Origin of the sequence: Flavobacterium sp. UW10123, assembly GCF_040538975.1 — a bacterium.
Classification (GTDB): Bacteria; Bacteroidota; Bacteroidia; order Flavobacteriales; family Flavobacteriaceae; genus Flavobacterium.
The window spans coordinates 22,401-42,623 of sequence record NZ_JBEWQE010000007.1; the positions used below are offsets into that span (position 1 = coordinate 22,401).

A 20,223-nucleotide genomic window follows, 5' to 3' on the forward strand; every position below is an offset into this window, starting at 1 on the left:
AAGTCGCAAGGTCGCAAAGTTTTTTCTCAAAATCAGTTGCCTCCAGCTTTAGCTTGAGGTGAAAAATAAAGCTATATAAGGCTTTAGCCAAACTTATTTCGGCTAAAGCCTTTTTATTTACTTTAAAAATAACCTCCAGCTAAAGCTGGAGGCAACTCATAGATAAGCTTTGCGTCTTAGCTACTTTGCGAGATTAAAATATTCAATTTATAAATATCTTTCGACTTCGCTCAGAAAGACAAAAAAATTAAACTTTGCGCCTTAGCGACTTTGCGAGATTCAAAGATTCACTTTGTAAATATCTTTCGACTTCGCTCAGGAAGACAAAACACAAATCCATATTTTACAATTCACATTTCACTAATAACATTAAAACAACATTAGAACCTCTCTCTAAATTCTAATAATCTTCTAATTACTTTATTTAGATTAAATTTAAATTATCGTATAAGTTTGCAGTCCGATAAATAGTAAACTTACATGAGAATTCTTTACGCTCTCCTTTTTATGATGACTTTTTCTGGGTGGTCTCAAACCGGAAAAATTACAGGAAAAGTCTATTTTACCAATAATGAAACCGCTTTTGGAGCGTCGGTTCAAATAACGGGAACAAAAAAATTTGTTGTCGTTGATAATGACGGTCAATTTGAAATAAAAGGTTTAGCATACGGAAGTTACGACTTGGAAATTTCGTCAATGGAAGCTAAACCCAAAAAAGTAAACGTTTCTGTTAATCGTCCATCTCATCAAATCAATATTGAATTAGAAAAAATAACCGATCCGAAAGCGCTTAAAGAAGTTAAAATAGAGAAAAAGAGCTTCAAGAAAGATATTATAGAAAAAGGATTTGCGGTAAATGTCATCGAAACGCAAGAAGCTGCAAAAAGGAATCTTCAGACTAATGATTTATTAGATCGTTCTGGTGGTGTTAGAATTAGACAAAATGGAGGTTTAGGTTCTGCTGTAACGTACAACATCAACGGAATGTCTGGAAATGCTATCAGAATTTTCATTGACGGAGTTCCTATTCAGACTTATGGCGCTTCTTTCAGCTTAAATAGTATTCCGCCCGCATTAATTGAAAGAATTGAGGTTTTCAAAGGAGTTGTTCCAGCTTATTTAGCCGATGATTCTCTTGGAGGCGCTATTAATGTGGTTTTGAAAAAAGGAGCTAAAAATAGTTTAAATGCTTCTGTTTCTTACGGATCTTTTAATACTGTCCAATCTAATGTAAATGCATCTTTTAGAGATAAAAATGGCTTTACTGTAAAAGCAAATGCATTCCAGAATTACTCTGACAATGATTATGAAGTTTGGGGAAAATGGGTTTATAATATCGCCCCAAATGGGCGTTACGAATACATTCGCGCCAAAAGATTTGAGAGTATGTATCGCTCTTTTGGCGGAAGATTGGAAGCTGGTTTTACTAATGTCGATTGGGCAGATAATCTTCTTATTAGCTATAATGGTTCTCAGGATTACAATCAGATTCAGCATGGACAATACATGACGAAACCATATAAAGGGCGTTTTAGTGAATCTGCTGCTCATGTTTTCAGTTTAAATTATAGCAAAAAAGATTTCTTAATTAAAAATCTTGACTTTTCTCTTATCTCGGTTTACAGCCATAGAAATGATGTAATCAATGATACCGTAAAATGGAACTACAATTGGAATGGCGAAAAAGCACTTGGTTTGTATGGCCAACCTATTTTAACCAATACTGGAGCACAGCAAGGCGCACCTACCATCAATCACATGAAATCGGATATTTTTAATACCCGTGCAGGATTAAATTATACGATTACAGAAAATCATAAGGTTTTGGTGAATGTTATGACGTACATATTGGATCGAAATGATTATGATGAAATGCAGCCAGAAATCACTCGAAATTTTATAATTACAAGAGATTTAGCTAAAACCGTTTCTTCTTTTGCTTATGAAATGACAGCCTTTCAATCTCGATTGAGAGCCAATCTTTTCTTGAAAAATTACAATATGAAAAACGAACAGAGAGATCCTCAGATTGTAACTGAAAATGGGCAAAATGTCGTAAAAGAAGTGGTTACATCTAAAAGAACAAATTACAATGGATACGGAATGGCAACTTCCTACTCTATTCTTCCTAAAATAATGGTTATGGCTTCTGCCGAAAAGGCTATCAGACTTCCTTCAGAAAATGAAATATTTGGTAATCCTGGAGAAAACATCATCAGCAATTCTGGTTTAAAACCTGAACAGAGCAATAATTTTAATGCTGGTTTCCGTTTTGGTCCATACGATATTAATCATCACAAATTTACCATTTCAGGAAATGCTTTCTGGAGAAATACCGAAGACAAAATTGTTCGCCAAATTAGCGATCGTGTAAATGAGGCCATTCAAGCTTCGCCTTTCGTAAATTTAGGAAAAGCGCAATCTGTTGGTTTTGAAGCTTCTTTTCAGTACTCCTACAACAATCGCTTTTTTGCAGGTATGAATCTTTCAAAATTCAATTCGCTGTTTAAAGACAAATATGATAAAAACGGAAACATTCTTCCGAATTACAACAAACAGCTTCCAAATGAGCCTTTCTTCAATTTAAATGCAAATCTTCAATACAATTTTAGAAATGTAATTCAGAGCAAATCAGAACTTAATCTGTATTACTACTGCGGTTACGTTGCACCATTTTATACTTCTTGGCTTGAAACTGACAGAACTACAGCGCAATTTCCGCAAGATTTAGGTTTGAGCTATGTTTTTCCGAACAAGCAAATCACAGTAAGTTTTGATGCGAGAAATGTATTTGACGAACAGGTTTATGACAATTTTGCTGCCCAAAAACCGGGAAGAGCCTTTTATGTAAAACTCAACTATACCTTAAATAAATTTTAATCATTCAATACATAATTAATTTTTAAATGCAATAAAAATGAAAAAAAACACAATTAAATTATTTACTTCTAGCTTGCTAGTTGGTGCATTTGCATTGACCACAGCTTGCAGCAGCGACGATAACAAAAGTTCTGAACCTGTTAATCCAGTAACAGATGGTCGTTGGATTACAGTAGCTGGAGCACTAATGCAGACAGATCCAGGAGACGGAAACGGCGGAACTAAAATTTATGCTATCAGCAAACAAAACGCTATTGACCCAAACTTTTCTGTAAACGTTTACGATCAAGGTTCGCCAGTTCAATCTAGCAGAACAGCTCGTTTGCAATCTTCTGTAGACGGAAATACGCTTTTTAACATTACTTATAATGGCGCAAATGGCGGTGAGTTTATGACTTATAAAGTTAACGGAGCCAATAATTTCTTAGAATCGACTGCTAAAGTTAACATTTCCCAATATGCAGGAGTAACTCCTAGATGGGTAAAACTTTTTGATGGAGATAAAACTGGTATCGCAGTAAATGTAACTGCTCCCGTTGTGAATGTAAACGAAGACAAATCATATAAAAACACAAGAGGAAAAGCAACTGTATTATCTTTGGATATGCAGAATACTTTAATCTCAGCTTACAAACAATACGATATTCCGTTGAGCGCTGAAGAAGAAGCACAAGGTCACCATATTTTCCGTTTAGATGCTCCAACATTAAACAAAGCAGGAAACAAATTAATCATCGGAACATGGATGCGTAAAACAAACACTGCTGACCCTTCTAAAAACGAAAGTTCTTTTACACGTTTAGGATCTAAGTCTGTTGTGGTTGATTATCCTTCTTTAGAAAATCCTGTAGTAATTACTTCAAAAGTTGGATTTGGTGATACTAGCGGATACAGAAGTTTCAACAGTTTTGTGGCTACTGACGGAAACATTTACCAAGCAACTCAAAGAGATACTCAAAAAGGTTCTTATATCTTAAAAATTAACCAGAACAATCAATACGACGACAATTATGTATTTAGTTTAGATACTGCTTTAGGAGTTAAAGGAAGCTATATCGACGCTTGGAGATATGTTGGAAACGGAATTGCTTATGCGGTTTATACTTTTGAAGGAACGAACCAAGGTTATTTAGCAAGACTTGATTTGAATGCAAGAACTGCTCAAAAAGTAGATGGCATTGATTATGATGCTGATTTAGATTTCGGTCAATATCAAGGTTTTGTAGTTGATGGAAACAATTTCTACATTGCTGTAACTCCAGTTGGAAAAGACGGTAACATTTATGTAATTGATATTCCTTCTGGAAAAGTTACTAAAGGTGCCAAATTATTGAACAAACCAGGAAACCACTACATTGGAGTATTCTAAAAATATACGACTGTGAAAGCAGTCTGTGAAAAATTCATCACTTGAGTTTTTTTTTAATCGAACATTCCGCTTCTATTTATAGTAAGCGGAATGTTTTTTTATAATTAGAATTTTGAAACAATCACTTAAACTTTAAATAAAAGACGGCGTCTATAGCACTTAATAGACACCGTCTTTTCTAACAAACAAAAACTAATTAACTTAACTCATTTTGTGAAATTGAACAAAATTTAATTTCAACACATAGAAACATAGATTTTTATTGTTTCTTTTTAATAGTAGAGAAAAAGCAAGCTTTAACACATAGCTATGTGTATTTAAATGAGTGAAACGCCTTTTTTAAATTTACAAAAACTATGTTTCTATGTGTTAAATTATATTAGCCAACAACTTATTTTTTAGTTAAAACTATTCTGTTTTAATTCTGTTTGATAAAAAACAAAGCCCCTTCGTAATTGGCTATTTCTATAAGTGCATTAAAAATATATTTTGAAACCAATGCTCCTCCATCTGAATTAATAAGTTCAATATCATCATCTGGCGTGTGGTATTGCGGATGTCCGCCTGTATGAAAACCAACCGCAGAAATAGATTCTTTGTAGAAAGAAACATGATCTGAACCTCCAACATCTCCTGCGTGAATAACAGGATTTAGTCCTGAGTTTTCTTGGAGTTTTTTCATTAATTCAACTCCATTCGGAAAAGTTCCTGCTCCGCCCATATAAAGTTCTTTTTTATCATTCAATCTTCCGACCATATCCATATTGAGCATTACTTTTACTGACTCTTTAGGAACTGGAAGATGATTTACAAAATATTTTGAACCTAATAATCCTTCTTCTTCTCCGCTAAACGAAATAAAAATGATACTTCGTTTTGGTTTTACTTTCTGTTTTGAAATTTCTTCTAAAATGCACAACAAAGCCGAAACTCCAGACGCATTATCATCTGCACCGTTATGAATGGCAAAAGCTTCTTTCTTTTTACTTCCAGAACCTTGTCCGCCCCAGCCCCAGTGATCGTAATGTGCACCGATTACTATGTATTCGTTTTTCAAATTAGAATCTGAACCTTCGATATAACCAACAACATTTTGCGTTGCCACACTATCCGATTTCATTTTATTTATTCCTTCTTTGACAAAGACTTTGAAAGGCTGATAATAACTATCATTGAATTGCTGCAAACCATATTTCTTAAAATATTTTTTGATATATGCCGCTGCATCATTATTTCCTTTAGTCCCCACAAAACGGCCTTCTAATTGATCAGATGAAAGATATTTATCATGTTTGTAAAAGGTCTCTGCCTTTTGTGCATTCACTAAAGCGCAGCAAAAAAATACACTGGTAAAAAGAAGTTTTAATTTCATAATTGTTAATCTATAAAATGAGACACAAATGAAACGGATTTGCTTTGCAAAGACGCGGATAACCACAGATTTAAAAAAATAAAATAAAAAATCCGTAAAAACCAGCGTTTTCACGAAGTGAATCCGTTTTATCAGCGTTCCATTATCTTATAATTCAAAAGAGGTATGTTTAATATATTTTCGATCATAAGTATACAAAACGTGTATTCTTTTGTCTGTGGTTTGGATTATGGCTGGATAGCTGAACTCCCCTTTTTCTTGTTTTTCTAGATCGAATAGTTTAGTCCAATTTAAACCATCTTTAGAATATTCAACATCTAGAATATTTCGTCCGTTAAACCAATCTTTACCTATTGGAAGCGGATTATTTACTAGCAAAAACAGGTTTTTATTAACTGTCAAAGCATCAATACCAGAATTAGAATTGATCACATTTATGGTATTGGTTCTTATCCAACTTTTACCATTATCGCCCGACCAGCTAGAAACTACTTTATTGTGTTTGCTTCGAGACAGCATTTGAATATCACTGGCACTATGAATTAAAAATGTCGGCTGAATAACATCAAAATTCTGGTTATTTTCTACCGCTATTTTCTTCCAAGAATCTGTTGCTTCTGTGTATTCTTCAACATGTACACGCCATTCGTCTGTGTTGACGCTTTCTGTGCTGCTTCCGCATAAAATTATGCCTGGAGTGGTTTCGATTGGTTTGTTTCGGATTGGCCCTAAAATTCCGTCTGGAAGATATTTTGGTTCTCCCCAAGTTGTTCCGTTATCTTTTGAAACCATCATAGCGCCAAACCATTCTCTCGGATTTTTTCCAATTTTATAAAACAAATACAAATTCTGGCTTTTGCTTTTAAACAAAACTGGATTCCAACATGGCAATGTATCTCCGTTTTTAATCAATGGCTGAATCAGTTCTTTAGGCGCAGACCATTTTTTGTCTTTATAAGCCGAAATGTAAATTCCGACATCTTTTGCACCTTCGTATTTTCCGCCAAACCAAGCGGCTAGAATTTCGTTTGGTTTGTATTCGACCAAAGTTGAGGCATGGCTATTGGTTGTAACACGCGGATCGGCAATATAACTGCTTTCAATATTTACAGCTTTTATCTGTGCTTTTATTCCATTAGAAAAAAGAAATAAAGCAAACAATGCTGCAACAGTATATTTTGTCTTTAAAATCATTTTATTTTGATGAAAATTAATATTGTATGTTATGAATTAAAGTTGGGGCAAAAATTCACTGGCCTTCATAAAAAACAAAAGGAGAGTTACCTCTCCTTCTGCTCAAGTAACAAATCGATTGATCTTTTACTTTACCAAATTAATTATTTTGTGTCCCACCAAAGTCTTGTTCCACCTGAATCTGGACCTCCTAATTTAGAAACTCCTTCATCTACGCCAACTTTGTTTGCTGAGTACTCGTTTGTCGTGTAAATAATTCTTTTCATCAAAGATTTGCCCACTCCAGCATCTGGATTATCAGTGTTTAAAACTGGGTAGATTACTTTAGCATCACTTCTTCGTAAATCTGCCCAAGATTCCCAAGATTCAGGGAAAATTGCCAAATATTTTTGAACTGCTATTTGTGTTCTTTGATTCGATTCTGTCGAAGACCAAGCAACTGGTAATTTTACTGGAATATCTTGTAAATCTAATGTTGGATAAACCGTTAAAACATTTGGCAAAGTTGGCAAAGTTGACCCCGAAATATAGGCACTAATTACTGCTGGATCGTTAATTCCCCATTGTATCATAGATAATCTAATACCTGTTTCATACAAAGTTTTGGCATCTCCACCCATGTTCCATCCATTTAAAGCTCCTTCTGCTCTGCTTAAGTAGTTCTCAGAAGCCATAAAGATTTCAATGTTTTTAGTTTCACTAAGATTGTTAGCTGCTCCATTTCCTAAAACATCATTATTAAAAGTAGAGAATTTAGTAGTTCCAAACTGATCTTGCAATCCTCCAACTGGTCTTCCTCTGTAAACGCCAGTGTCAATTGGAGAAAACCATTTTGCTAATCGCGGATCGTTATATCCAACTAAAATACTTTCCATAGAAGAAGTCATTACATAACCCCAACTATTTACAATCATATTTAGGTTGTTCGGAGTAATATTACTCGCTTTAAAGTAGGCACTTTGATCATTTGCTTGCATAACTCCAGCAGCTACAGCGGCTTCAGCTTGAGTTTTTGCTCTTCCTGAATCTTTATCAGAAATTCTTAAAGCCAAACGCAATCTCAAACTATTTCCAAAAACTCTCCATTTATCAACACTTCCAGCATAAACTCTATCATTTGGGGCAAGAGAAGCAACCGAAGTTACAGAAGTCGAAGTTAATGCTGCATTTGCTTCGTCTAATAATTTAAAAAAGTCGTCGTAAATAAACTCTACACTATCATAAGGTACACTTTCTTTACCATTACCAGCTTGACTATAAGGAATTGGTCCATAAGCATCAACCATTTGATTGTACATGAAAACTTTCCAGATTTTTAAAACTGCCAATGCTTCAGCATTTCCTTCAGACGCCTTAATTGCATTGTTTAAAGCTGGAACTGCAACCGTATAAAATTTTGACCATGCACGTCCTTCATACCCATTAACAAAAGCATTTCTTTCTGTACCATAAGGAACACTATTATATTGCACAAAAGTGGATGGCAAAATACCAGTTGCGATACCCCATGTTCCATGATCATCAACACCTGGAGATGAATAAGACCCGTTATGTATACCCGCATATAACGCAGATGCAAATGCCGGTCCTGCCAATGTAGCATCTAACTGATCTTCAGTCAATGAATTAGGATCTTTGTTTATTTCATCAAAATCGCCAGTACAGCTTGATAAAATCGAAACTGCCATTAATGCAACTCCTAGTGTTTTTATTTTAAAACTATATTTCATGATATCTCTTTTTTAATTAAAATCCGAATTTAACATTCACTCCATAATCTCTCGTCGATGGAATATTGAAAGATTCTATACCTTGTAAGTTACCTGTACCTGCTCCTGCTTCTGGATCAAAGTGCTCTGCTTTATTCAAGAAGAAAAATAAATTTCTACCTACTAATGAGAAATCGATACTTGAAAATCCTGAGTTACCTAATAAACGTTTTGGCATTGAGTAACCAAAAACAAGCTCTCTTAATCTGATATTTGTTGCATCATAAACAAATGGTTCTGCAATAGGAGTTCTCTGTCCGATTGCTGTCCAGTATTGTTCAGCATTGATGCTTGTTGTGTTTGGAGAGTAAGTTCCGTTTCCGTTATCTACAACACCATCCACAATGATTCCGCCATTTCTTCCTGCTAAAGTAATATCGCTAACCCCTAAACCAGCTTGTCTAGCTTGAGTGTATGAAATAACTTCACCACCGATTCTGAAGTCAACTAAGAAGCTTAATGAGAAATCTTTGTATTTGAAATTATTTTTGAAACCTGCAGTCCAATCTGGGTTAAAGTTACCAGCGCGAACGTCAAAACCATTTGTAGCTAATGGAATACCAGCACTATTTACAAGAATTTGTCCAGCTTCATTTCTTTGGAAACCTTTGATGTATAAATCACCATATTCACCTCCAACAACCACTTTACTTCTCACTAAACGTCCTTCACCAATTACTAATTCATCTCTTCCGTCATAGATTGATTTTACTTTTGACTTATAAGAAGCGTAGTTTGCTGTAATATCCCAAGTAAAGTTTTCTGTTTGAATTGGAGTAGCAGTAAGTGTTAACTCAATACCTTTATTTTCAATATCACCACCATTGACGATAGCTCTAGAGAATCCAGAAGACTCTGGTGTATTAATGTAGAAAATTTGGTTATTGGTCAATGTATTGAAATATGTAAAATCTAAACCTAAACGGTTGTTGAAAAATCTAACATCGGCACCAAACTCTGTAGAAGAAGAAATCTCTGGTTTTAAGTTTGGATTTGCTTTTGTATTCTGTCCGTATAGCATACCACCATTTCCTCCAATATAAGAGAATCTTTGCTGTGTCTGATAAGGATCTGTATCGTTACCAACCTCTGCGTAAGAAGCTCTAACTTTAGCAAAGCTAATTACTTCTGGCAATGTAACCATATCTGAAATAACTGCTGAAAGTCCGAAAGATGGGTAGAAATAATCTTCTGGTAAAGTAGATGACCAATCATTTCTAGCCGTTAAATCTAAGAATAAGTAGTTTCTGAAACCAATCTGACCAAATCCATAAATAGAATTAATTCTTTTTTCTGAAGCTGTAGAAGTAGATTGAACCGTCTGAACATTTGATAAAGCGAAGTAATTTCTTTTACTTAAAACGCCTCCAGAATTCAAAGCTGAACTGTTTTGCTGCAATGAACTCGCACCAGCATTAAGACCAACAGAGAAATCTCCGAATTTTTCATTGTAAGAAAGTAAAGCATCTACGTTTAATTCGCTTACTGTTTCATAAGATTCGCTATAAGAACCGAGGTTGCTATTGAAAGCTGCCGTAGCATATCTGTTTCTTACGTTTTTGTTTGTCATTTGGTCTAAACCAGCTCTACCTTGTAAGCTTAACGTTTTTGTAAACTCATATTTAAGAGAAGCTAAACCAATAAACCTGTTTCTTTTATCTGTACGAGCATCATCTCTTAAAGCAGACCAGAATGGGTTTCCACCTGGAGCACCAGTTTCATCAAGAAAATAGTTTACTTGTCTTTGTCCTGCAGCATCAAAATATTCGAAATCTTTATAATCGTTGTAAGCGATACTACGAGGCAGTAAATAAGCAGATGTTCCGATAGACTCTTCACCAGTTCTCAATAAGTTATCGATATCCTGAACGATGTAGTTTGTTTTAACATCCAATGATAATTTATCAGAAATCTTGCTTGTCAATCTTAAGTTAAGATTGTGCCTATCCATTTTGTTTCCGCCCACAATACCTTCTGCACGTGTGTTAGTATAAGAGAAATAACCTTGCGCTTTTTCGTTACCAGCAGTAACTGTTAACGTGTTTGCTAAGTTATAACCTGTTTTATAGAAATCAATAACGTTGTTTGGCTGTGGAGAATAGCTTTGTGTCGCAGGTCCAGCATAATTTGGATTACGAACCAACTGCCAAGCAGATACCTGACGTCCGTCTAAAGGCGCACCCCAGCTTGAGCTTGAGTTAGAAACATAGTTTCCGTTTGTACCTTGACCATACTCGTTTTGTAAATTCATCAAGTTATAAGCAGAAGATGCCATAAAGTTAGATGATAACGAAACAGAAGTTTTTCCAGATTTACCAGATTTAGTTGTAATTACGATTACACCATTTGATGCTCTAGAACCGTAAAGAGCCGCTGCAGATGGTCCTTTAAGAACAGTCATCGAAGCAATATCTTCTGGGTTAATGTTAGAGATACCATCAGGCTGAGTAGTTCCTCCTGTATCAATATCAGGATTTGTGTTTGTTGTTCCGTTACTAATTGGCACACCATCTACAACATAAAGAGGTTGGTTGTTACCATTAAGAGATCTGTTACCTCTTAAAGTAATTCTAGAAGAAGAACCAACACCGTTTGAAGTAGTAGAGAAGTTAAGACCTGCAACTTTACCAGAAAGTGAGTTGGCAACGTTTAATGATCTTGCTTCTGATAACTCATCTACAGAAACGTTTTGTGCAGAGTACGTAATAGCTTTTTTCTCTCTCTTAATACCAAGAGCTGTAACCACTACCTCTCCTAACTGCTGTGTATCTGGCCCTAGAGTTACATTAATTGTAGTTTGTGCACCCACAGCAACTTCTTTTGTAGCAGATCCTACATAAGTAAAAACCAAAACTGCTGACTGATTAGGAACACTAATGCTGTACTTACCGTCAAAATCTGTTGAAGCACTTGTTTTAGTTCCTTTAACAATAATATTTGCTCCAGGAATCGGGATCCCGCTTTGAGCATCTGTTATCGTTCCTTTTACTGTTGTCTGCGCTTCTAGGGCTTGAAACCCGAAAAGGCATATGACAAACAGTAATTTTAGTACGTTTTTAATCATATTAGTTGTTTTTTTAGAGTTAATAACATGTTAAACTTAAGAATACATTCTGTTAACAAAATATTATTTCGACAAATGACATTTTTGAAAAGGTGTTGGTAAATGTTTACCGTTTAATTGAAAGAAAACGTTTTCATTTGTAATCCTACTCTGCCTTATTTTAAAGTCTAAAACTTTATTAATTGAAGTTATTTTAACCTTTTATAATTGTATTCATTTTTTTAAAGCAAAAACGCCGAAAAATCTTCGGCGTTTTTGGGTTTTTAGTTCAAAACCTTGAATTTAGTTTTAAGCAAATCGGTCGAATTTCCGCCGACCATCACTTCAAAATCTCCGGGCTCTACAACGCGCTTCATTTCTCTGTTCCAAAGAGATAGCTCATCTGGTGTAAGTGTAAATTCAACATTTTTTGTTTCGCCTTTTTTGATATTTAATCTTTTGAATCCTTTTAATGTTTTTTCAGGAGTTGTTGTACTGCTGTAAACATCATTAATATACAATTGAACCACTTCATCTCCATCTCTATCTCCAACGTTTTTAACATCAACAGAAACTTTTACCTCTCCGTTTGGCTTAATTTCGGTAGTATTCAGTTTTAAATTAGAATATTCAAACTTCGTATAACTCAATCCGTAACCGAATGAATATAAAGGATGCTCGCTTTCTGCAACATATTTATGAATCGCAGATGGTTTCTGGTTATAATATATAGGTAACTGCCCAACTGATTTTGGAACTGTAATTGGTAATCTTCCACCTGGGTTGTAATCTCCAAATAAAACATCAGCCACTGCTCTTCCTCCTAATTCTCCTGGGAACCATCCTTCTAAAACTGCAGGAATGTTTTCAGCAATCCAGTTTGTAGAAAGCGGACGACCGTTTAATAATACACAAACTACAGGAGTTCCTGTTTTTTGAATTTCTTCAATCAATTGCTGTTGAATTCCGAATAAGTCTAAAGAAGCTACGTCTCTGTTTTCTTCAACCAATTCGTTAGATTCTCCCAACACTACAATCGCAACATCTGCTTTTTTAGCAGCATCGATTGCTGGCTGTAGATTTACTTTTTCTAAATTCCAACGGAAATGAGCTCTGGCTCCCCAGCCTCCTTCCCACATTTCAATGCGGACTTTGTATTTTTTACCTTTTTCAATGTTTTTTGGAACGGTAACCATGCTTGTAGCTCCTTTTGTCCAGTTGTCGATAACCAATTGATCATCAATATACATTCTGATTCCGTCATCAGAACTTAAACCTAACCACCCGTCTAATGCTTGATCTGATTTTAAGAATCCTGTCCATCTGATAGAAAAATCATCTACATTCACTCCATCACCAGGCGCCCAAGGCCAGTCAAACTCTAACTGACTATCAATACGAGTCAAAGCTGGCGTTCCTTCTAAGTTTCTGTTATTGAAATATTCTCCTTTTAATCCGTTTTGAGATTCGTCTGGAGTAAATAAATATTTAGATGGAATAATTTGTCCTTTTACGATTAACGGAACTCCTTCTTCATAAACCACATTTGCAGTTTTCCCAACCAATTCTTTAACTCCTTCATAAACCGTCATTCCAACACTATTTTTTGGAGCATAACCTCCCAATCTTGAAGCATTTGCATTTGGTCCGATAACCGCAATGTTTTTCAAGTTTTTACTTAAAGGCAAAGTATTGTTATCATTTTTCAATAAAACCATTGATTTCTGCGCCGCTTCTAAAGCAACAGCTTGATTTTCTGGAGTATGAAAACGCTCTTTAATCAGATTTTTATCTGTGTACGGATTTTCAAATAATCCTAATAAGAATTTCAAACGTAAAACTGCTCCCGCCGCACGGTCGATGTTTTCTGTTGTCAATTTCTTTTCATTTACTAATTCAATAACAGTACTCTGCCAGAACTCGTTCGAAAAATCATAAAACTGCATATCTACACCAGCTGAAACCGCTTCTCTAATAGCATCTTTTGGAGAATCTGCCACTTTGTGAGTTGTCTGAATATATTTAATAGCTCCTAAATCTGAAACTACAAGACCTTTAAAGCCCCATTCTTTTCTTAAAACATCCGTCAATAACCAATGATTGGCTGCACAAGGAATTCCGTCTAACTCAGAATATGCGCACATTGTTCCTAAAGCACCACCTTTTGTAAATGCTTTTTCGAAAGATGGTAAATGATCTTCTCTCGCAGAACGTTCTCCAACTAAAATCGGCGAAGAATTTCCTCCCGCTTGTGGAATACCGTGAACCGCGAAGTGTTTTGGTTCTGCAATAATAGAACGATCCGATTTTAAATCGTCTCCCTGCATTCCTTTAATGAAAGCCAAACCAATTTCACTATTTAGGAAAGCATCTTCACCAAAAGTTTCAGCAACACGTCCCCATCTTGGCTCGCGTCCTAAATCTAAATTTGGTCCAAAACCAAAATGAACGCCATGCGCTCTGGCTTCCATACCAATAACTTTTCCTACTTTGTCCATTATAGCAATATCCCAAGTGGCACCAAGACCAATATTCATTGGGAAAGCGGTACTTCCTTCGTCTAAATATCCATGAAGCATTTCACACATAATCAGCGCCGGAATTCCCCAACGATTTCCTTTGATTACATTAGTCTGCAAATCATTAATCATTTTCGCTGAACGCGGATACAAATCATGAATCGCTCCAATTCCTAATTTGCCGATTTTTTCAGCCGATTTACCTTTAGCAAAATCTTCTTTATCCTTAAAAAAATCTCCTCTGTACATATCCATCTGACGCACTTTTTCTTCAAGCGTCATACGGCTTAATAAGTCTTTCACTCTGTCTTCAACAGGCGCTTTCGCATCCTGATACAGATACTTTTTCTGGGCATGGGTTTGGTTTAAAAAACCAACAGCCATTACAAAAATAATGGCCGTTTTCTTCATTCTTAATTGTAACATAGTTGTGTTGTGTTTAGTTTTGAATCACTTTAAGTTTTGTTCCGTTCACAAAAGCGTCGTGCGAAATAAAAAAGGTATTAAGTGATTTTCCGTTTAGCTCAATCGAATTGATTTTTCCACCATTATTTTCTTGTCTTTCAATGATGATGCTTTCTTTTTTATAATATCTAGGATCTAATTTAATAGTCACTCTGTGAAACATTGGCGTCGTAATCGTATAAATTGGATCTCCTGGCGATATTGGGTAAATTCCCATCATCGAATACACCAACCAAGCGGACATTGTTCCTGTATCGTCATTTCCTGGTAATCCTTTTGGTTCATTTTTGAAATATTCGTGAACCAATTTCTTTACCATATCCTGAGCTTTGTATTCTTCGCCTTTTACATAATTAAACAAATACGGATTGGCAATATCTGGTTCGTTTGCCATATCAAACTGTTTGCTATCGAAGATTTTCTGCAATTGTGCCGAAAATGGTATATCACCTCCCATTAATTTTTTCAATCCGATAATGTCGTGAGGAACCATAAAAGCATACTGCCAAGCATTTCCTTCGATAAAACCAACATTTTCTTCAAAATTGGCTCCCGAAGCAGGATCAAATGGTTCGTACCATTTTCCGTCTGGCGTTCTTGGACGAAGCAGATTTAAGTTTTTATCGAATAATTTTCTGTAGGATAATGAACGTTCTTTAAAACGTTTTACATTGTCTTTATCACCAAATTCGTTGGCCATAAGCGAAATAGAATAATCTGAAATATTATATTCCTGAGTCGTCGAAACTGGCCCTTTGTTGTCGGTTGTCAAATATCCTTTTTTGATATAATCTTTCAATCCAGGGCGAAGCGGATTATTTTCAATATTATCTGCGCCTTTCAACATTGCATAATAGGCTTTATTAACATCATAATCACGAATTCCTCTCATATAACTATCCGTAATTACAATACTTGCAGGGTCTCCAACCATGGTAAAAGTTTCAGTAGAATTCAGTTCCCATTTGGGTAACCAGCCGTTTTCATCAAACATAGTCAACATACTTTTTACCATATCAGATTGCTGTTTCGGATAAACCAAAGACATCAATGGGTGTACATTTCGGTACGTATCCCATAAAGAAAATACGGTATAACGAGTGTCATCGGTTTTAGCAATTTTACTTCTTTTGATTACGGGATATTGTCCGTTAATATCATTTAAAGTATTTGGGTGAATTAAAGTGTGATACAAAGCTGTGTAGAAAATCGTATTATCCTCTTTTGTACCGCCTTCAACCAAAATTTTAGACAATTCTTCGTTCCATTCGTTGTAGGTTTCTTTGTAAATTGCATCAAAAGATCTGTTACCCACTTCTTTTGCTAAGTTTTCACGGGCATTTTCGATACTTACATACGAAATTCCAATCTTCACTTCAACCGTTTCTTGTTTTTCGAATTTATACGTAAAATAACTTCCAATACTATCACCTACTACGGTTTTAATGGTGTTTTCCATTATTCTCGATTTTCCGTTGTAACCCATCCATTGCGCTTCAACGCCGTTGTATTTTGCAGGTTTTTTCCAAACCCCAAATTTATCGGCAGGTTTAGAAAATTGAGCCACAAAATAAACTGGGTAAGCATCTTCTGGACTGTTGTAACAAAATGAACCAACTGAACGCATTCCTTCAATTTCTGTAGAAGAAACGACTTTTACCATCGCGCCTTCTTCATTTGTTAATCCCAATCCAAGATTTAGTAAAATATTAGATTGCCCTTTCGGGAAAGTGAATCTGCTAATCCCAACTCGTTTTGAAGCGGTGAATTCGCCTTTTACTTTGTACTTATCGATGTTTACACTGTAATAAGCAGCTTTTGCAACTTCGTTAGAATAAGTAGATCCGTATTTTAAATGATCGATTTCTACATTTCCAGTTGTCGGCATCAATAAAATAACCCCCAAATCTGGACAGCCAACTCCACTTAAATTTACTTGAGAAAATCCAGTCAAGAAAGTATTTTCATTCACATATGGATTCGAAAGCCACTGGCTATCTTTTTCCATTGGAGTATTTTTTACTCCAGCCACATTAAACGGACTGATACTTGCCATTCCGCGTGGAGCGATTGGTCCGGGAAAAGCTGCGCCATAATTAGAAGTTCCAATAAACGGATTTACAAAATCTGCTGGCTCTTGCGCAAAAATGGTAATGCTAAAAAACAGCATGTAAAAAATACATGCTGTTTTAAATTTATTTGTATTTAAAACCATAGGTTTCATTTTTATCTGTTGATCGCTTCAATTTTTAAAGTCCAAGCTTCTTTTGCTGGAAGATTGTTTCTTAAGCTTTCTGGAATTACTACTTTAAATCCGTTTCCTTCTTTGGTCCATTTTAAAGAAGTTTTAGAACCTAACATTGTAATTTTAGTTCCTTTTTTAGGACTAATAGCTTTTACAGTAACTTCTGCAGGAATTTTGTCTTCTCCTTCTTTAGCTAAATAAAATGCAAATACATTTCCAGCTTTGTTTTGTGTAAAACAGATGTTTTCTTCTTTGTAAGGCTCGATTGGTTTTGTATTGTAAATCGCTGTACTGTTTACTTTCATCCAATCACCATAAGCTTGCAATAAATCGTAAGCACCTTTATCCCATTCTCCTTCTGGACTTGGAGCAACGTTTAATAATAAGTTTCCGCCTTTTGCAACGATATCAATCAACAAGTGAATTCCTTGTCTTCCTGTCATGTAAGTTACACCTGGAGAATAAGACCATCCGCCTCCAGCTGGAATACAAGATTCCCAAGGATAAGGCAAAGTTTTAGCAGGAACACGTCCCTCTGGAGTTAAGTAGTTTTGGTTTTTACCATGAACCGCTCTATCAACTACAATTAAACCTGGTTGTTTTTGGCGCGCTTTGATCACTAACTCATCCATTTTTGGATCCTGATCTACTACTCTGTGTTTGATGAAACCGTTTTTAGATTCGTTTTCAGTAAATTTCTCGTCATAGTTTTCTTTGATGTTCACTTGGTCTCTTTTTCTAACCCATCCACCATCTAACCATAAGATATCAACTTTTCCGTAGTTAGAAAGAATTTCTAAGATTTGGTTGTGCGTGAAATCAACATATTTCTGCCATTTTTCTGGATATAAAGACGGATCGTAGTTTACGTTTCTGTCGAAAGGAGGAAAATAAGGATCCCAGTAGTTTTCGTTGTGCCAGTCTGGTTTAGAGAAATAAGCTCCAGTTGAAATTCCTTCACCTCTAAAAGAGTTGAAAATTTCTTTTAAAACGTCTGCTTTAGGATTTGTATGGAAAGGAACATCTTTACTAGTAATCTTGTAATCAGAATATTTAGTATCATACATATTGAAACCGTCATGGTGTTTGGTGGTAAAAACCATGTATTTCATACCCGCATATTTAGCTGCTTTAGCCCATTTTGCAGGATCAAATTTTACTGGATTAAAAGTCTTTCTTAAACCTTCATAATCTTTGATATAATCATTATAATTAGACGGATTACTTCCTTTTTTACGTTCACACCATCCGTAATCTTCAGGACAGATAGACCAAGATTCTACAATACCCCATTGGCTGTAAGTTCCCCAGTGCATTAGCAAACCAAATTTCTTGCCTTGCCATTCGTCTAAGTTCTTTAGAACTAATGGATCAGTTTCTGGTACGTATCTTTCATCTTCATAAATCGCCTGAGCGAATATCTGAGCTGAAAATAAAAGGGCGATTATGAATATTCCTTTTTTCATCTTTAATCTAATTTATAATTTATTATTCTTTGTTTTTAGTTTAGTTTATCCAATATCGGTTGATCTGTAAAAGTTAATTCTGTTTGAGCATTTTCATTAAGTTGCTCGAATACAACAAACTTATTCTCGCCCGCTTTCAACCAACAGCCTGGCACATAAAGTGTTTGTTGTGGGCCTACTTTCCAGTAGCGTCCAAGATTGTGTCCATTAACAAATACAATTCCTTTTCCCCAATTGGTCATGTCAAGAAAAGTATCGGCTGGTTTATCAATGTTTACTGTAGACTCATATAAAACTGGGCGTCCCGATTTTACCGTTTCATTTTTAACAGCAGGAACTTCACTCATTGCCATTTTATACATTTCCCATCCGCCACTAATTTCATATTCATTAATGAATACTGGAGAAATAATTCCTTTAGTATTATGCGCTATTTCAGCTCCGTAATTAATACGACCCATATTTTCAACCAGAATTTCTAAAATACCGTTAAAAGGAATAGAAACTGTCAACTCGTAATTTTTGAAAACTCTATTCAATTCACCCACTTTAACTCCATTTACATAAACGGTAGCAAAGTCTCTCAATCCTTCAATTTTTAATTTGCCAGAGGAAATTGGCTGTGTAAATCGTTTGCGATATAAAACATATCCATGCCCCTGACCTAACTTTTCAAATGTTAAAGGTTGATCATCAACAACAGGTTTTTCTTTTTTGATCCAGCTTAAAACATCCATACTTGATTTGACAGGCTGATTAGGATATTTTATAACTGGTATTTTCTCTGGAATCGATGCTAATTTTGTTTTAGAATACTTTTGCATTACCTCACGAATAGCCATAAATTTTGGTGTAGCCCAACCTGCTTCGCTAATAGGCGCATCATAATCATAACTTGTAATATCCGGCTGAATATCACTTTCTTCATTATAATTTGCTCCAGAGGTAAATCCGAAATTAGTACCGCCGTGAACCATATAATAATTGAAAGAAACGCCTGCATCAAGGTACTTTTTAGTTTGGCTTGCAATCTCTTCAGATCCAATTTTAATAAATGGTTCTGCCCAATGATCCAGCCAGCCAGAATAAAACTCTGCGACCATGTAAGGTCCTTGTCCTTTATAGAATTTATCTACCTGTTTCTTTAAATTTTCTATGTTTGATTCTCCATTTGCAGTTGGCAACACACCATCAACCATACCGCCTTCAAATAACCAAGATCCATCAGAAGTAAAAAATGGCTCTGGGAAACCCGTTTCTTTAAGTATATTGTAAATTGCCGTTTTGTATGCTTTATGATCTTCAGCACTAATATCAGTTCTTTGAGAAACATACGAACCAAATTCATTTTCAGCCTGAACCATGATAATTGGCCCTCCTTGATTAGCAAAATTTCCTTTTACCACTGCGTACAACTGTTGCAGATAAGTTCTGCAAGCTTCTAAAAATGCTTTGTTATTGGTACGAATTACCAAATCTTTATTATTCTGTAACCACCAAGGATAACCTCCAAATTCCCATTCACCACAGGCATAAGGGCCTGGTCTAAGAATTACATATAATCCTTCGCTTTTGGCAATACGTAAAAACTCAGCTAAATCTTTATTTCCTGTTTTAAAATCCCATACTCCTGGCTCAATTTCGTGATAATTCCAAAACACATAAGTTGCCACGGTGTTCAATCCCATAGCTTTGATCATTTGCAGTCTATGTCTCCAATATTCTTTAGGAATACGCTCATAGTGCATTTCTCCCGAATGTATTTTTATAGTTTTCCCATCTTTTTGAAATTCTCCATTAGATATAGAAAATCCTTTTGTTTGAGCGTTTGTAAAAAACGGCATCAAACAAATCAATAATACTCCGAGCTTAAATAATATCTTATTCATTTTTTAAAATAT

At 35.3% G+C, this 20,223-nt stretch carries 10 protein-coding genes; 2 read left to right on the forward strand and 8 right to left on the reverse strand.

What is annotated here, in order from left to right; translation table 11 throughout:
• Positions 1-480 precede the first annotated feature (480 nt).
• The gene (locus ABXT06_RS09560; RefSeq protein ID WP_354590549.1) at positions 481-2,880 is read left to right on the forward strand and encodes a TonB-dependent receptor; all 2,400 of its coding nucleotides are present in this window, start codon (positions 481-483) and stop codon (positions 2,878-2,880) included.
• A gap of 37 nt (positions 2,881-2,917) precedes the next feature.
• Positions 2,918-4,249 (forward strand): DUF4374 domain-containing protein, encoded by a 1,332-nt coding sequence (locus ABXT06_RS09565; protein ID WP_354590550.1) that lies wholly within the window; start codon positions 2,918-2,920, stop codon positions 4,247-4,249.
• Positions 4,250-4,667: 418 nt separating this feature from the next.
• On the opposite strand, the gene ABXT06_RS09570 is transcribed toward ABXT06_RS09565, so the two are convergent.
• The 8 genes from ABXT06_RS09570 to ABXT06_RS09605 all read right to left on the reverse strand — a co-directional run bounded on the left by ABXT06_RS09570 (position 4,668) and on the right by ABXT06_RS09605 (position 20,211).
• Positions 4,668-5,621, reverse strand: a complete 954-nt coding sequence (locus tag ABXT06_RS09570) for a M20/M25/M40 family metallo-hydrolase (RefSeq protein WP_354590551.1) — start codon at positions 5,619-5,621, stop codon at positions 4,668-4,670.
• A gap of 147 nt (positions 5,622-5,768) precedes the next feature.
• Complete coding sequence (locus ABXT06_RS09575; RefSeq protein WP_354590552.1) at positions 5,769-6,815, reverse strand: sialidase family protein; 1,047 nt, start codon at positions 6,813-6,815, stop codon at positions 5,769-5,771.
• Between the two features lie 143 nt (positions 6,816-6,958).
• Positions 6,959-8,545 (reverse strand): SusD/RagB family nutrient-binding outer membrane lipoprotein, encoded by a 1,587-nt coding sequence (locus ABXT06_RS09580; protein WP_354590553.1) that lies wholly within the window; start codon positions 8,543-8,545, stop codon positions 6,959-6,961.
• 16 nt (positions 8,546-8,561) lie between these two features.
• Positions 8,562-11,648 (reverse strand): SusC/RagA family TonB-linked outer membrane protein, encoded by a 3,087-nt coding sequence (locus tag ABXT06_RS09585; protein WP_354590554.1) that lies wholly within the window; start codon positions 11,646-11,648, stop codon positions 8,562-8,564.
• Between the two features lie 263 nt (positions 11,649-11,911).
• On the reverse strand, positions 11,912-14,572 hold the full coding sequence (locus tag ABXT06_RS09590; protein ID WP_354590555.1) for a glycoside hydrolase family 3 protein: 2,661 nt from the start codon (positions 14,570-14,572) through the stop codon (positions 11,912-11,914).
• Between the two features lie 13 nt (positions 14,573-14,585).
• On the reverse strand, positions 14,586-16,826 hold the full coding sequence (locus ABXT06_RS09595) for a GH92 family glycosyl hydrolase (RefSeq protein ID WP_354590556.1): 2,241 nt from the start codon (positions 16,824-16,826) through the stop codon (positions 14,586-14,588).
• An 11-nt stretch (positions 16,827-16,837) separates the two neighbouring features.
• Positions 16,838-18,322, reverse strand: a complete 1,485-nt coding sequence (locus tag ABXT06_RS09600) for an alpha-L-fucosidase (protein WP_354590557.1) — start codon at positions 18,320-18,322, stop codon at positions 16,838-16,840.
• 35 nt (positions 18,323-18,357) lie between these two features.
• Positions 18,358-20,211, reverse strand: coding sequence for a beta-galactosidase (locus ABXT06_RS09605; RefSeq protein ID WP_354590558.1), 1,854 nt, complete (start codon positions 20,209-20,211; stop codon positions 18,358-18,360).
• Between the last annotated feature and the right edge of the window lie 12 nt (positions 20,212-20,223).